Source organism: Cellulomonas humilata, assembly GCF_013359775.1.
Lineage (GTDB): Bacteria > Actinomycetota > Actinomycetes > Actinomycetales > Cellulomonadaceae > Cellulomonas > Cellulomonas humilata.
In genome coordinates this window covers 507431-520378 of record NZ_JABMCI010000070.1, presented here as the reverse complement: position 1 = coordinate 520378, position 12948 = coordinate 507431, and the positions used below count along the sequence as shown (strand labels likewise).

Annotated in this window: 17 protein-coding genes; 11 read left to right on the top strand and 6 right to left on the bottom strand. The window is 72.8% G+C overall.

Annotated elements, in window-relative coordinates; translation table 11 throughout:
* Window positions 1-8: 8 nt before the first annotated feature.
* The gene (locus HP550_RS19640; RefSeq protein WP_175349334.1) at window positions 9-590 is read right to left on the bottom strand and encodes a hypothetical protein; all 582 of its coding nucleotides are present in this window, start codon (window positions 588-590) and stop codon (window positions 9-11) included.
* A gap of 176 nt (window positions 591-766) precedes the next feature.
* On the opposite strand from HP550_RS19640, the gene HP550_RS19635 reads away from it, so the two are divergent.
* Together HP550_RS19635 and HP550_RS22010 are read left to right on the top strand one after the other, a co-directional pair.
* A complete protein-coding gene (locus HP550_RS19635) occupies window positions 767-1129 on the top strand; it encodes a YciI family protein (RefSeq protein WP_175349333.1) in 363 nt (120 codons plus the stop codon).
* Window positions 1130-1203: 74 nt separating this feature from the next.
* The gene (locus tag HP550_RS22010; protein ID WP_210768275.1) at window positions 1204-1764 is read left to right on the top strand and encodes a DUF2510 domain-containing protein; all 561 of its coding nucleotides are present in this window, start codon (window positions 1204-1206) and stop codon (window positions 1762-1764) included.
* 6 nt (window positions 1765-1770) lie between these two features.
* Here the strand turns inward: HP550_RS22010 and HP550_RS19625 are convergent, their stop codons facing one another.
* The 4 genes from HP550_RS19625 to HP550_RS19610 form a co-directional block, all read right to left on the bottom strand.
* Complete coding sequence (locus HP550_RS19625; protein ID WP_175349332.1) at window positions 1771-2187, bottom strand: GNAT family N-acetyltransferase; 417 nt, start codon at window positions 2185-2187, stop codon at window positions 1771-1773.
* Window positions 2188-2226: 39 nt separating this feature from the next.
* A complete protein-coding gene (yiaA, locus tag HP550_RS19620; RefSeq protein ID WP_175349331.1) occupies window positions 2227-2691 on the bottom strand; it encodes an inner membrane protein YiaA in 465 nt (154 codons plus the stop codon).
* 121 nt (window positions 2692-2812) lie between these two features.
* Window positions 2813-3511, bottom strand: a complete 699-nt coding sequence (locus tag HP550_RS19615) for an LmeA family phospholipid-binding protein (protein ID WP_175349330.1) — start codon at window positions 3509-3511, stop codon at window positions 2813-2815.
* A 34-nt stretch (window positions 3512-3545) separates the two neighbouring features.
* Window positions 3546-4418 carry a GyrI-like domain-containing protein gene (locus HP550_RS19610; protein WP_175349329.1) on the bottom strand — a complete coding sequence of 291 codons (873 nt, stop codon included), beginning with the start codon at window positions 4416-4418 and terminating at the stop codon, window positions 3546-3548.
* A 118-nt stretch (window positions 4419-4536) separates the two neighbouring features.
* Between HP550_RS19610 and HP550_RS19605 the strand changes: the two genes are divergently transcribed.
* The 3 genes from HP550_RS19605 to HP550_RS19595 all read left to right on the top strand — a co-directional run bounded on the left by HP550_RS19605 (window position 4537) and on the right by HP550_RS19595 (window position 6419).
* Window positions 4537-5274: an AAA family ATPase gene (locus tag HP550_RS19605; RefSeq protein ID WP_175349328.1), complete on the top strand. Its 738-nt coding sequence runs from the start codon at window positions 4537-4539 to the stop codon at window positions 5272-5274.
* Window positions 5275-5337: 63 nt separating this feature from the next.
* Entirely contained in the window at window positions 5338-5772 is a 435-nt protein-coding gene (locus tag HP550_RS19600) for a VOC family protein (protein WP_175349327.1), read from the top strand.
* Window positions 5773-5777: 5 nt separating this feature from the next.
* Complete coding sequence (locus tag HP550_RS19595; RefSeq protein WP_175349326.1) at window positions 5778-6419, top strand: winged helix-turn-helix transcriptional regulator; 642 nt, start codon at window positions 5778-5780, stop codon at window positions 6417-6419.
* Window positions 6420-6426: 7 nt separating this feature from the next.
* Here HP550_RS19595 and HP550_RS19590 read toward each other — a convergent pair whose 3' ends face one another.
* Complete coding sequence (locus HP550_RS19590) at window positions 6427-7446, bottom strand: zinc-dependent alcohol dehydrogenase family protein (RefSeq protein WP_175349325.1); 1020 nt, start codon at window positions 7444-7446, stop codon at window positions 6427-6429.
* Window positions 7447-7590: 144 nt separating this feature from the next.
* On the opposite strand from HP550_RS19590, the gene HP550_RS19585 reads away from it, so the two are divergent.
* The 6 genes from HP550_RS19585 to HP550_RS19560 all read left to right on the top strand — a co-directional run bounded on the left by HP550_RS19585 (window position 7591) and on the right by HP550_RS19560 (window position 12916).
* Window positions 7591-8460 carry a helix-turn-helix transcriptional regulator gene (locus HP550_RS19585; RefSeq protein WP_175349324.1) on the top strand — a complete coding sequence of 290 codons (870 nt, stop codon included), beginning with the start codon at window positions 7591-7593 and terminating at the stop codon, window positions 8458-8460.
* Window positions 8457-9050, top strand: a complete 594-nt coding sequence (locus HP550_RS19580; RefSeq protein WP_175349323.1) for a sugar O-acetyltransferase — start codon at window positions 8457-8459, stop codon at window positions 9048-9050. The genes HP550_RS19585 and HP550_RS19580 overlap by 4 nt, the downstream gene beginning before the upstream one ends.
* Before the next feature lie 38 nt (window positions 9051-9088).
* The gene (locus HP550_RS19575; RefSeq protein WP_175349322.1) at window positions 9089-10351 is read left to right on the top strand and encodes an MFS transporter; all 1263 of its coding nucleotides are present in this window, start codon (window positions 9089-9091) and stop codon (window positions 10349-10351) included.
* 32 nt (window positions 10352-10383) lie between these two features.
* Window positions 10384-10809 (top strand): hypothetical protein, encoded by a 426-nt coding sequence (locus HP550_RS19570; RefSeq protein ID WP_175349321.1) that lies wholly within the window; start codon window positions 10384-10386, stop codon window positions 10807-10809.
* 98 nt (window positions 10810-10907) lie between these two features.
* Window positions 10908-11558 (top strand): hypothetical protein, encoded by a 651-nt coding sequence (locus HP550_RS19565; protein ID WP_175349320.1) that lies wholly within the window; start codon window positions 10908-10910, stop codon window positions 11556-11558.
* Window positions 11555-12916, top strand: a complete 1362-nt coding sequence (locus tag HP550_RS19560) for a wax ester/triacylglycerol synthase domain-containing protein (RefSeq protein ID WP_210768273.1) — start codon at window positions 11555-11557, stop codon at window positions 12914-12916. The genes HP550_RS19565 and HP550_RS19560 overlap by 4 nt, the downstream gene beginning before the upstream one ends.
* The last annotated feature ends 32 nt before the right edge of the window (window positions 12917-12948 follow it).

The following is a 12948-nucleotide window of genomic DNA, read 5'->3' as shown; positions in this document are numbered from 1 at the left end:
GTGGATCGTCAGGGGGATGTGGCGCGGCTCGGCACGGCGACATACATCCGCCGGCTGGGACCGTGCCAGGCGTAGAGAGGGTGGCCCCGCTCTCGCGCGAGACGCGCCCACTCCATCCTGGCGAGCCGGCCGCTGAGGGAGACGAGGTCGCGGGGCCAGCCCGTGGCGGCGAGCCACGCACGCTCGAGCTCGTCGACTCTGGCGGCGAGCCGGGTCCGGTCCTCGTCGCCGTCCGCGAGATCCTCGTCGAGAAGGCCGTGCAGCAGCTCCTGCTCGTCGGCCATGGCGTCGACGAAGGCGTCGGTGCACCGGTGCAGGGTCCCGTCACCCTGCCGATCCACGATCGCCATCGCCCCCTCCGGCGGCAGGCCGGTCAGCACGGTGTACAGCGCCGCGGTGTGCCGCGGGAGCTCGCCGTACTCCTGGCGCAGCGCTCCTGCCAGGGCACGCTGGCGGTTGCCTGTGGGTACGCACGGCCCTGTGGCGGTGTCCATCTCCCGTAGTCGCCTCTCGGGCACCGTGAACACGACTGCGGCGACGCTGAGATCCAGCCTGCCGCGCAGTCGCGACACCCACCCCGCCGTCCTCATCGGCGCAGGCTATCGACCTTGCCGCGACCGAAGGGGCAGCACCGCCCGCGCCTCGGGGACGCATCGGCGCGGCGGCGCGATGGACTACCTGGCACAGTGTCGGATCCGGGGCGTGTCGTTCGTGGAACAGGTGAGAGGCGGCCGGAGCCGGCTGCCGAGAGCAAGGGAGTCATGCGATGCCGCGGTACTTGATCTCGTTCAACGAGGGCGCGATGGACCACATCCCCGACGGGGACTGGGGTGACGTGGGCAAGGCCTCGCACGCGGTGATCCAGGAGGCCGCGGACGCCGGGGTGTGGGTGTTCGCCGGCGGGCTCGAGAGGCAGCGGGCGAGCATCGTCGGCACGGACGGGATGGTCACCGACGGCCCCTTCCCGGAGACCAAGGAGGTCATCGGGGGGTTCGCGGTCGTCGACGTCGCCACGCGCGAGGAGGCGCTGGCGTGGGCCGCCAAGATCGCCGCCGGATGCCGCTGCGCGCAGGAGGTCCGGGAGCTGATGCCCGACGCCCAGACGGACGAGCTGCTGCGCAAAGGCTGATCGGTCGTCGCCGCATCCGGGTGAATCGGCTCGGAACTCGCGGGGTGCCCGCGGCGCACTGGGACGATCGACGGATGAGCTCGCTCCCCGCCGCAGGCTGGTACGACGACGGCGCCACCCGCGGTGTGCTGCGCTGGTTCGACGGTTCCGCGTGGACCGAGCACACGACGCCGACCGCCGCGCAGGTCCCGGTGCCGGTCGCTGTCACCGCGTCGGCCCCGACGTTCGGCAGCGTCCCCTCCGGGCGCATCGGGCAGTCCCTCAACCTCGCCGACCACGTCGTCGAGGGCGCGGAGTACCAGCGCAATCGGCTCGACGACGCGTTCAGGCTGCGCCGCCGGGGCTTCACGATGTTCGGCATCGCCCTCGTCGTCCTCCTGGTGACCGGCGCGATCGGCATCGCGATGCACGGCGCGGACACGATCTGGTACGTCGGGGTGGCGGGGGCCGTGTTCCTCTGCGTCCGGGCGGCGCGCGACTACCGGAACGCGACGTTCCGCGGGGCACACACGCTCACGCCGATCGCCTGGGTGCTGGCGGGAGCCGCGCTCGCCGTGGCTCTCTTCGTCCTCGTCGCCGGGCCGGTCGTCGCGATGAACTCGCTCGCGCACCTCGGGGACACCGTCGGGCAGTAGGCCCGGCTACGTGCGCGGCACGAGCCGGAACATCCCCTGCATGTCTCCGGTCGTGAACCCCTCCGACCGGTAGAGCGCATCGCCGTCGGTCGTCGCGAAGAGCCCGACGAACGCGGGCGCCGGCGCTGAGTCGGCGATCTGGTCGAGCAGCCGCCGCAGGATCGCGCGGCCGAGTCCCGTGCCTTGGTGCGCCGGCAGGACCGCGACGTCCTGGATGTAGAAGTACAGCGCGCCGTCGCCGACGACGCGGCCCATCCCGACGACCTCGTCGTCGACCAGCGCCACGACCCCCAACCGGGACCCGGTGAGCGAGGCGGCCACGGTGGCCCAGTCGAAGGCGTGCGACCAGCCGACCGCCTCCGCCAGGCGCCGGTGCTCCGCCGGCGTCGGCACGCGATCAACGAGGGTCACGGGCTGTCCCACACGTCGATTGTTCGGTCTGGCGAACGTGACAGGCAAGCCTCACTGCCAGACGGTCGCCTTGACGTCCGGCTCGACGGGCGCCTTGGGCGCCGCGGGTGCGGGGCCGGCGGCGGCCAGGTCGCGGACGTTCTTCTGGACGGCGACCACGGAGAACAGCGCCATCGCGAAGCCCAGGCCGAAGAAGCCCTTCTCCGACAGCTCCAGCGGAGCGTCGGCCAGGCCCGCGGTCACCAGCACGAGGGAGGTCAGGACCATGGCCCACGACAGGCCGAGGAAGATCGCGGTCACGGGAATGCCCTCGGCCCTGTCCCGGACCGACTTCTGCACCGCGATCGCGGAGAACAGACCGAGCAGCAGCAGCGTGCCGAGGAAGCCCTTCTCCGACGGGACCAGCTCCGCGTTCCACAGTCCGATGCCGAAGGCGCCGATCGCGATGATGAGGGCGACCCAGGACGCGCCGACGAATGCCGCGGTCGGACGTGCGGGGACGGGGTTCTGCGACATGGGGACGCTCCGGAGGTCGAGCTGCCGGCACCGTGCCAGCCGCGGCCCCGATGGTGGTGGTCCCGGGCGCCCCACCGCAAGGGTCTGGCCCGAACCTCACCTGGCCGCCCTCACCACCGCGTCACGACGAGGCGGGGAAGACGAGGCGGACGTCCTCGCCGCTCAGGTGCGCTCGGAAGCCGTCGTCCTGGACGACGACGTCCTGGAGCACGAGCCCCTCGGGCAGGCCCTCGACCTCGTGCTCGATGGTGACGAGCCCGCGCACGACCGTCCCGAGGAGGCCGGCGAGGAACGAGGGGCCGCCGATGTCGATGGCTGTCGGCTCGACGACGATCCGACCGGCGACGACCTCGACCTCTCCTGTCGCGACGACGTCGAAGCTGCGGCCGCCGACCTCGACCGTGCGCTCGACGACTGCCTCCGACGACCCGCCGGACCGCACCGTGACGTCCTCGCCGATCTCGGCGGCCACGACCTCGAACGGCACCGTGGCGTCGACGACCATCTCGCTCGCGACGAGCCCGTCGGGTCCGGTCCGCACGCCCTGGGCGGTGACGGTGACGTCGCGCAGGGTCGAGTCCGGCAAGACGACGGTTCCGGCGTCGAGCACGAGGTCGTCGAGCCACATCTCGGCGGGGTCGAGGTCGGAGGGCGGTTCGCCGCTGCCCCCGGCGCTCGGGCTCGGCCCCTGCGTCGAGGGCGCTGCGGCACCGCCCTGCGCCGGGTCGCTGATCGACCACACGAAGATCCACACGGCGAGCACCATCACGAGGACGGCGGCCGCCGCCCCGAGGAGTCCGTCGCGAAGGCGCGGGTTCATGGGGGACAGCGTGCCTGATCATGTCGACGCCGGCTCACGATCCGGCTTCGACCGGCAGCCAGAGCTCGACCGTGGCGGTGCTGAAGTCGTCGGCGCGCTCGAGTACCGCGACCACCTCGGGCCCGGGTCGCAGGCGCCACGGGTTCGACGGGAACCACTCGCTCGCCGTCGCCGCCCACACCGCCTGCAGGGTGTCCGGGTAGGGACCCGCCGCGCGGAAGACGGCCCACGAGCCGGCGTCGACGCCGATGACGTCGAGGTCGACGGGGACCTCCACGGCGTCCGTCACCGCCACCCCGTGCAGGTAGGTGAGCTCCGTGCCCTCCCGGCGGTCCGGGTCGAGGTCGGTGCTCACGGAGAGCAGGCCGTGCGGTTCCGCGTCACCCAACGCCTTCAACCGCGCATGCTCCTGCGGGGCCAGCGAGGTGACGTGCTGCTGGATGGCGGTGTTGACCCCGTGGTGCACGAGCGGGACACGGGTGGCGTGCCCGGCGAGGCGGAACGCGGGTCGGGAGACGAGTCGGACGTCCATGGGCAGTGCTCCTTCGACGGTCAGGCGGAACCTCAGCAGAGGCTGGGTGCGGAGGGGTCCACCGTCGCGCCGGGCCTGGCCCGGACTGACGCCGTGCACCGACTGGAACGCCCGCCCGAAGGCCTCCGCCGAGCCGTAGCCGTAGCGCACGGCGATACCCAGCAGGTCCGCGGACCCGCTGACGACGTCCGCCGCGGCGACGGTCATCCGCCGGCGGCGCACGTACTCCGACAGCGGCATCCCGGCCAGCGTGGAGAACATGCGGCGCAGGTGGTACTCGGTGGTGCCCAGCGCGGTCGCGAGGCCGTCGACGTCGAGCTCCTCGGTGAGGTTCTCCTCCACGAGGTCCACGAGGTGGTTCAGCCAGGCGATCACGGTGCCCCCTTCCGCTGTCCACCCTGGCGTCCGGACACGCCGCGCGACCCGATCATCGCGGTCGGATGCGATCAGGACGAGCCCTTCACGAGACCCTCGCATGTGGTGAGGTTGCCCGATGAGCCCCCTGCCCGTGCGCGCCGTGCGGGTGCAGGACCAGGAGCCCGTTCCGCGCGACGCCTGGTTCACGCAGGTGCCCGCCGTCGCCCAGGTGCTGCGCGAGGGCTGGGCCCTTGACCAGGTCACGGTGCTCGTCGGCGACAACGGGGCCGGGAAGTCCACGCTCGTCGAGGCCGTCGCCATGATGTTCGGGCTGGGGGCCGAGGGCGGCTCGACCGGGTCGAGGCACGCCACCCGCCGGTCCGAGTCCGAGCTGTGGCGGTACCTGCGGCTGGAGCGCGAGATCGGCGCCCCGCGGGGCGGGTTCTTCCTGCGCGCGGAGACGATGCACTCGTTCTACTCGTACCTCGAGGACAACCCCGGCCGCGGGCCGGAGCCGGTGTTCCACGAGATGTCGCACGGCGAGTCGTTCCTCGCGCTGGTCACCGAACGCATGAAGCCGCGGTACCCCGGTCTGTTCCTGCTCGACGAGCCCGAGTCCGCGCTCTCGTTCACCGGGTGCCTCGCCCTGGTCTCGCACCTGACCACGCTGGTGCGCACGACGCCGTCGCAGGTGCTGCTGTCGACGCACTCGCCGGTGCTGGCGGCGATCCCAGGCGCGACGATCTACGAGGTCGGCGACTGGGGCCTACGACGCTGCGACTGGGACGAGCTGGAGCTGGTGCAGAGGTACCGCGGGTTCCTGGACGACCCGCGTCGCTACCTCCGGCACGTGATCGACGATCCTGGGTCTTGACGGTCCACTTGTTTTTTGCAAGTGTCGGTACCGCCACGAACCAGACCCACGAGAGGCAGCACCATGACCGCGATGTTCGTCAACCTGCCCGTGACCGACCTGGAGCGCGCGAAGGCGTTCTACACAGGGGTCGGATTCGCCCTCAACCCGCAGATGTCCGATCACAACGCCGCGTGCTTCGTCGTCGAGCAGGACCACAGCTACCTCATGGTCCTGCTGCGCGAGTTCTTCCAGACCTTCACCGACAAGCCGCTCGGCGACCCGGCGATGAACCCGTCGGTGTCGACCGTCGTCTTCCTCGACACCCGGGAGGCGGTCGACGCGAGGGTCACCGACGGGCTCGTCGCGGGCGGGCTGGAGGAGCGACCCGCCTCCGACTACGGCTTCATGTACCAGCGTCAGCTCACCGACCCCGACGGCAACATCCTCGAGTTCGGCTGGTTCGACCCGGCCGCCGCCACACAGGGCACCGAGGCGCTCGCGGACCAGCAGGCCTGAGGCCGATGGCTGCACGCGAGTACGGGCAGTACTGCGGCCTCACGCAGGCCCTGGAGCTCGTCGGAGAGCGCTGGGCGCTGCTCATCGTGCGGGACCTGCTGGTCGGGCCGCGCCGCTACGGGGAGCTGGCCGCAGGGCTCCCCCGCATCCCGACCAACATCCTGGCCGCACGGCTCAAGGAGCTGCAGGCCGCCGGCATCATCCGGCGGGCGCCGCGCTCACGCATCGTCATCTACGAGCTGACGCCCTACGGCCACGAGCTCGAGCCCGTCGTGCTCGCGCTCGGCGCCTGGGGCTTCAAGGCCATGGGCGACCCGCGCGACGAGCAGATCATCACCCCCGACTCGATGACGATGGCCCTGCGCACCGCGTTCCGGCCGGAGGTGGCGGTGACCCTGCCGGCGACCGCCTACGGGGCGCGGTTCGGTCCAGCCGAGCTGGTCGTCCGCGTGGACGGGTCCACCCTCGACGTGACGCGGGGTGACGGACCGGTCGACGTCGCGTTCGCCGCAGGCCCGGACATCCGCCGGATCATCTCCGGCGAGCTCGCCCCGGACCGCGCGATCGCGACCGGCGTGGTCGAGGTGCTGCGCGGGCGGGGTGAGCTCCTCGACCGCTTCGCCAGCACGTTCCACCTGGCCGCCTGACCCTCGGTCAGAACGTGAGCAGCACCTTGGTGGCGCGGCGCTCGTCCATCGCCCGGTAGCCCTCGGCGGCCTGCTCGATCGGCAGCGTGAGGTCGAAGACCGTGCCCGGGTCGATCTGCCGGTCCCAGATGAGCTTGATGAGCTCGGGCAGGAAGCGGCGCACCGGCGCGGGCCCGCCGTGCAGGTGGACGCCCGAGAAGAAGAGCTCCTGGCCGGGCAGCGCCACGTTGTGGGAGACGCCGACGTAGCCGACGTGCCCGCCGGCGCGGGTGGCGCGGATGGCCTGCATCATCGACTCCTGGGTGCCGACGGCCTCGATGGTGGAGTGCGCGCCGAGGCCGCCGGTCAGCTCCTTGATCCGTGCGACACCGGCGTCGCCGCGCTCCTCGACGATGTCGGTGGCACCGAGCTCGCGGGCAAGGGCCTGCCGGTCCGCGTGCCGGGACATGGCGATGATCCGGTCGGCGCCGAGCTGCTTGGCGGCGAGCACGCCGAGCAGGCCCACGGCGCCGTCACCGACGACCGCGACGGTCTTGCCCGGCCCGACCTCGGCGGCGACGGCGGCGAACCAGCCGGTGCCGAGGACGTCGGAGGCGGCCAGCAGCGACGGGATCAGGTCGGGGTCGGGGGTTCCGGGCGTGGCGACGAGGGTGCCGTCGGCCAGCGGGATGCGGGCGTACTCCGCCTGCGCGCCGGGGAGCGCGCCGGGCTGACGGTGCACGCAGTGGGTCTGGTAGCCCGCCAGGCAGATGTCGCACGTGTTGTCGGAGGCGAAGAACGACCCGACGACGAAGTCGCCGACCTGCACGTTCTGGACCGCTGAGCCGATCTCCTCGACGACGCCCACGTACTCGTGGCCCATCGGCTGGTGGTCGACGGCGTCCGTGCCGCGGTACGGCCACAGGTCGGACCCGCAGATGCAGGTGGCTGCGAGCTTGAGGATGGCGTCGGTCGGCTCGACGATCGTCGGCCGCTCGGTCTCGTCGACCCGGACGTCGCCCGGGGCGTACATGACGACTGCGCGCATGGTGGTGGTGCCTCTCTCTGGGGGTGTGCCCACCAGGCAACCGGACGCGGCGCGAGGTGGGGAGTCCCTGCTGAGGGGTGTACCCGCAGTGCACCTCTCCGCACGGACTCCCTCGTCGGTGCCGCGCGGCCTACCGTCGGGAGCATGGACAACCGAGCGGACGTGCGCGAGTTCCTCATGTCGCGACGGGCGAAGGTGACCCCCGAGGCGGCGGGCGTCCTTGGCGGCACCAACCGCCGCGTGCCCGGCCTGCGGCGCAGCGAGGTCGCGATCCTGGCCGGGGTGAGCGTCGAGTACTACGCCAAGCTCGAGCGCGGGGCGATCGGCGGGGCGTCGGCGTCGGTTCTCGACTCCGTCGCGCGGGCGCTCCAGCTCGACGACACCGAGCGCGCGCACCTGTTCGACCTGGCGCGGGCCGCCGACGGCATCCCCTCGTCGGGACGGCCACGCCGGCGCACGACCCGGTCGTCGACACCCCGGCCGAGCCTGCAGTGGGCACTGTCCGCGATCACCGACGGTGTGGCGTTCGTGCGTGACCAGCGCCAGGACCTGCTGGCCACCAACGCGCTCGGCCGCGCGTTCTACTCCCCCGTCATCGGCGACGGCGGCCGCACGCCGAACCTCGCCCGGTTCCAGTTCCTCGACCCCGCGGCGCGCGACTTCTACCCGGACTGGGACCTGTTCGCGGAGATGTGCGTCGCGATCATGCGCGCCGAGGCCGGACGGGACCCGCACGACAAGGGCCTGCAGGACCTCGTCGGCGAGCTGTCGACGCAGAGCGAGACGTTCCGCCGGCTCTGGGGCACCCACGACGTGCGCACCCACGGCGCCGGGACCAAGCGGTTCCACCACCCGGTGGTCGGCGACCTCACCCTCGCCTATGAGGAGCTCGCCATCACCGCCGAGCCGGGGCAGGTGCTTCTCGTCTACACAGCCGAACCGGGCTCACCGTCGGCCGAGCGCCTGCGCCTGTTGGCCTCCTGGGCGGCCGACCTGCCGTCGGTCCCGCGATGACTGACGTCGACCTGGAGGGCTTCCGCGATCACGTGCGCCGCGGGGCGGTCATCGAGGGTGGCTCGGCGCAGCACGCGTTCCTGCACCGGACCGGCCAGGACGCGCTGCAGGTGCTCGCGGAGCTGAACACCGGCTACCGCACGCCTGAAGAGGTGCGCGCCCTGCTCGCGCGGCTGACGGGTCGTCCCGTGGACGAGTCGGTCACCCTCTTCCCGCCGTTCTTCTGCGAGTTCGGCAAGAACCTCACGCTCGGCAGGGACGTCTTCATCAACATGGGCTGCACGTTCCAGGACGCCGGCGGCATCACCATCGGTGACGGCACGCTCATCGGGCACGGGAGCACCGTCGTCACCCTCAACCACGCGACGGACCCCGCACGACGAGCGGACATGCTCCCCGCGCCCGTGGTCATCGGCCGCAAGGTCTGGCTGGGTGCGGGAGTGACGATCGTGCCGGGCGTGACGATCGGCGACGGCGCGATCGTCGGGGCCGGCGCGGTGGTGACCAAGGCCGTGCCGGCCGACGCGATCGTCGCCGGCGTCCCCGCCCGGCTGATCCGGACCACGGGATTCGGCGCCTCCGAGGCCTGACAGTCAGCGGACCGACGCGGGTGCGGTAGAAAGCACCGGTGACCTCACCGGCGACCCTGCGCGAGTCGCGCGGCTTCGCCCGCCTGTGGACGGCCTCGACGGCGTCCGCGTTCGGGAGCTACATCACCGTCCTGGCGATCCAGGTGCTGGTGGTCGACGTGCTCACCGGCGACGCCGTGGACGTCGGGCTGGTCAACGCCGCGCGGTGGGTGCCGTACCTGCTGTTCGGGCTGCTCGCCGGGGTGCTCGTCGACCGGGTCCGCCGCCGACCCGTGCTCGTCGCGACGGACCTGCTCAGCGCGGTCGCGCTCTCGGCCATCCCCGTCCTGTCCGCCACGGGGTCACTGACCGTCGGCTGGCTGGCGGGGGTGATGGCGGTCTTCGGTCTGTGCACGGTGGTGGGCGACGCGGCGTTCCAGTCGTTCGTCCCCCGGCTCGTCCCGACGCGGCTGCTCGGGCCGGCGCACGCCCGGCTGGACCAGTCCGACGCGGTGGCGCAGGCGAGCGGACCCGCGGTCGCGGGCGGTCTGGTGCAGCTGCTGGGAGCACCCCTCGCGGTGCTCGTCGACGCCGTGAGCTACCTCGTCTCGGCCGTCCTCCTGATCACCGTGAAGGTGGACGAGCCTCGAGGCGAGTCCCGGCGCCGGGTACGGGACATCGGCCCCGAGATCCGCGAGGGCGTCCGGTGGATCTACCGGCACGCGACGCTGCGGCCACTGGCGCTCTCCACGCACGCGTGGTTCGCGTGCTCGGCCGTGGCGGGTGCCGTGATGACGCCCTTCGCCCTGCGGACGCTGCACCTCAGCCCCGCGACGCTCGGCCTGGCGCTGGCCGCGGCCGGCGTCGGGGCGCTCGCGGGGGCCTCCGTCGCGGTGCGGCTCGGTGACCGGTGGGGCACGGGGCACGTCGTCATCGTCGCCTGGCTCGGCACGGGGATGGCGTGGGGGCTGATGGCGGCGGCGGCGCTGCTGGTACCGGGCGGCGGCGCGTGGGCCCTCTTCGCGTTCGGACAGCTCCTGCTCGGGCTGTGCATGGGTGCCGAGAACGCCAACGAGATGGCCTACTGGCAGACCGCGACACCCGACCGGTTGCAGGGTCGGACCAACGCCACGCGGCGGTCCGCCAACCGCGCGGTGATCGTCGTCGCGGCGCCGCTGGGCGGCCTGCTCGGCGACGCAGCCGGCTATGGCACGGCCCTCGTCGTGGCCGGGGCGACCCTGCTCGTCGTCGCGACCCTGTCGCTCGCCACGGGGGTGCGGCGGGCGCGGCTCGGCGACGAGCACACGCCGACCCCTGGGTAGGGTGTCGCCGACGTCGACCTGAGGACCCCGTGATGATCGAGAGTGCCCAGCTCAGGCGTGCCGTGGAGGCCGACGGCGCCGTGACTGACGACTGGCTGGCCCTGCTGCCCGACGACGTCGAGGTGCTGGTCCGCGGCACGGCCACCGGCCCCGATGAGGCCGCCCTGCAGGTCGCGAACCTCGTGCTCGGCTCGATCGACGCGGTCGTGGCGCGCGCCGTGCGGCTGCTCACGACCCTGCTGCGCGGCGAGGGGACGTGGACGCTCAGCGGCATCGATGTCGCGGGCGCGGCGCAGCAGCAGGCGTGCGACGTCCTGCTCGAGCTCACGTTCGAGGCCGACGACGCGCCCGACGAGGACTTCTACGCCCTGTACTCCGTGTGCTTCTCGGTCGACGAGCGCAGGCCCGCCCCGCTCGACGCGCCGCACCCGTTCAAGGTCGTCGTCGAGTACCGGTGAGGCCGCCGAGGTTGGGGACGTTGGACCCTGGATTCCCGGCACGGCCAGGACGAGTGTCGAGCTGAGAGCTCACGTGGCGAGCTGTTCGGGGGAATCTCATGACGACGACACCGTTCCTGTCCCGCGCCCCGGTGCGACGGGCATCCGCACTCCTCGCGATCTTCGCGCTCGGCTGCGCACCCCTCCTCGGGTCGTGCGCCGCGGACCCCACGAGCCAGCCTACGGAGTCGACGTCGACGCCGACGGAGTCGTACCAGCCGCGGCACGAGACCACGGACCCGATCCCGGAGCCGCAGCCGACTCCGGAACCCGTCGGGGAGATCTGGCAGTGGGCGCTCGGCAGCAACGTGTGGGACGACCCCCGTCTCGCGCGCTACGCAGCCGACCTGGGAGCGCCGGACACCAGCGTCGACGTCAACGCGAACGCCGAGGGATTCCAGCTGGTCCTCGACAGCGACGGGACCGTCGTGTCGGTCGTGCTCTTCAACGACGAGACCGCGCTGGGCCTCCCCGTGTCCAGCACCAGCTTCAGTGCGTACCCGGGTGAGCTGCCGGCCGGCCTGACCTGGTCGGACACCGCGGACAGCGTGGTAGCGACGTACGGGATGGGGACTCAGTCCGGCGGCTGGGGCACCGAGATCGCGTTCACCTACGCCTGGACCGACGGCAGCTCCATCACGCTCGGCTTCGCGGCGACGCACGAGGCGCAGCTGCCCGGCGCGCCTCTCCACACGATCACCCTGCGGTGAGGGCCCGCCCGCGCACGGTCGAGCGGATCGGTCCTGGCGACCTCGTCGAGCTGGCCACGGACGTGGGCCCGGTGCCGATGAACGTCGGCGCCGTGCTGGTGCTCGCCGGGGCGACCGGCACGGGTCCGGAACACGTCGAGGCCGCCCTCGCCGAGCGGATCGGGGCCATCCCGCGTCTGGGGCAGCGGCTGGTGACACCGCCGTGGGGGCTGGGGCGGCCGTACTGGGTGGACGATCCCGCCTTCGAGCTCGCGGCGCACGTGTCCCGGGTGCGTTGTCCGGGCGCGGGCGACGACGCCGCGATGCTCCAGGTCGCCGTCGGCGCCGTCACCCGACCGCTGCCGCGCTCCCGGCCGCTGTGGCGCGCGGTGGTGGTCAGCGGGCTGAGCGACGGGCGGGTCGCGCTGGTGGTGGTGCTGCACCACGTGCTCGCCGACGGCATCGGTGGCCTCGCCGTGCTCGCGCACCTGGTCGACGGGCAGGCGGAGCCGCTCGGCATGCCGCGGGATCCCGTCCCCTCGCCCCGCGCGCGCGACCTCGTCGTCGACGCCGCCAAGGAACGGGTCCGCCTGCTGCGGGGGGCTGCGTCCGCCCTGGCGCAGCTGCGCCACGGCCGTGTCGAGCTCGGCCGCGGCGGTGGCCAGAAGGCCGCCCGGTGCTCGCTGAACGCTCCGACGGGTCCGCGGCGGCAGGTGGCCACGGTCGAGGTGGACCTGGACCCGGTGCGCGCGGCCGGTCGCCGCCACGGCGCCACCGTCAACGACGTGCTGCTGGTGGCGCTGACCGGAGCGATGGCGTGCACCCTGCGCCGCCGCGGCGAGCACGTCGAGGAGCTCGTGGTCTCGGTCCCCGTCTCGGCCCGGGCGTCGACCACCAGCGCCGACCTGGGCAACCAGGTGGGCGTGATGCCCGTCCGCGTGCCCGTCACGGGAGGGGTACCCGAGCGGATCGCTCAGGTCGCCCGCGCCACCCGGGTCCAGAAGTCCAGCTCCCGGGGCGCCTCAGCCGCGCTCGTCGGCCCTGCCTTCCGTCTCCTGGCCGCCGTCGGACTGTTCCGGTGGGCCATCGACCGGCAGCACCTCGTCAACTCGTTCCTCACCAACCTGCGCGGACCCTCCGCGGAGCTGGCGTTCGCCGGCGCCCCGATCCTGCGCGTGGTCCCGATCACGGTGACCGCGGGCAACGTGGGCGTCGCGTTCGCGGCGCTGTCGTACGCGGGAGCGCTCACCGTCACCGTCATCACCGACCCCGACGTGGTGCCGGAGACGGACGCCCTCGCGGCGGAGCTGAGGGCCGAGCTGCGGCGGATCGTCGAAAGTCCGGCACGCAGCGTCGGAACGGGGCAAGGTCGTTCGTAGCAGGGATGAGAGGACGCCCGCGACGGGGGTCC

Coding starts and splice junctions, on each gene's coding strand:
- HP550_RS19640 (WP_175349334.1), bottom strand. CDS start 590: ATGAGGACGGCGGGGTGGGTGTCGCGACTGCGCGGCAGGCTGGATCTC.
- HP550_RS19635 (WP_175349333.1), top strand. CDS start 767: ATGCCGCGGTACTTGATCTCGTTCAACGAGGGCGCGATGGACCACATC.
- HP550_RS22010 (WP_210768275.1), top strand. CDS start 1,204: ATGAGCTCGCTCCCCGCCGCAGGCTGGTACGACGACGGCGCCACCCGC.
- yiaA (WP_175349331.1), bottom strand. CDS start 2,691: ATGTCGCAGAACCCCGTCCCCGCACGTCCGACCGCGGCATTCGTCGGC.
- HP550_RS19615 (WP_175349330.1), bottom strand. CDS start 3,511: ATGAACCCGCGCCTTCGCGACGGACTCCTCGGGGCGGCGGCCGCCGTC.
- HP550_RS19605 (WP_175349328.1), top strand. CDS start 4,537: ATGAGCCCCCTGCCCGTGCGCGCCGTGCGGGTGCAGGACCAGGAGCCC.
- HP550_RS19600 (WP_175349327.1), top strand. CDS start 5,338: ATGACCGCGATGTTCGTCAACCTGCCCGTGACCGACCTGGAGCGCGCG.
- HP550_RS19595 (WP_175349326.1), top strand. CDS start 5,778: ATGGCTGCACGCGAGTACGGGCAGTACTGCGGCCTCACGCAGGCCCTG.
- HP550_RS19590 (WP_175349325.1), bottom strand. CDS start 7,446: ATGCGCGCAGTCGTCATGTACGCCCCGGGCGACGTCCGGGTCGACGAG.
- HP550_RS19585 (WP_175349324.1), top strand. CDS start 7,591: ATGGACAACCGAGCGGACGTGCGCGAGTTCCTCATGTCGCGACGGGCG.
- HP550_RS19580 (WP_175349323.1), top strand. CDS start 8,457: ATGACTGACGTCGACCTGGAGGGCTTCCGCGATCACGTGCGCCGCGGG.
- HP550_RS19570 (WP_175349321.1), top strand. CDS start 10,384: ATGATCGAGAGTGCCCAGCTCAGGCGTGCCGTGGAGGCCGACGGCGCC.
- HP550_RS19565 (WP_175349320.1), top strand. CDS start 10,908: ATGACGACGACACCGTTCCTGTCCCGCGCCCCGGTGCGACGGGCATCC.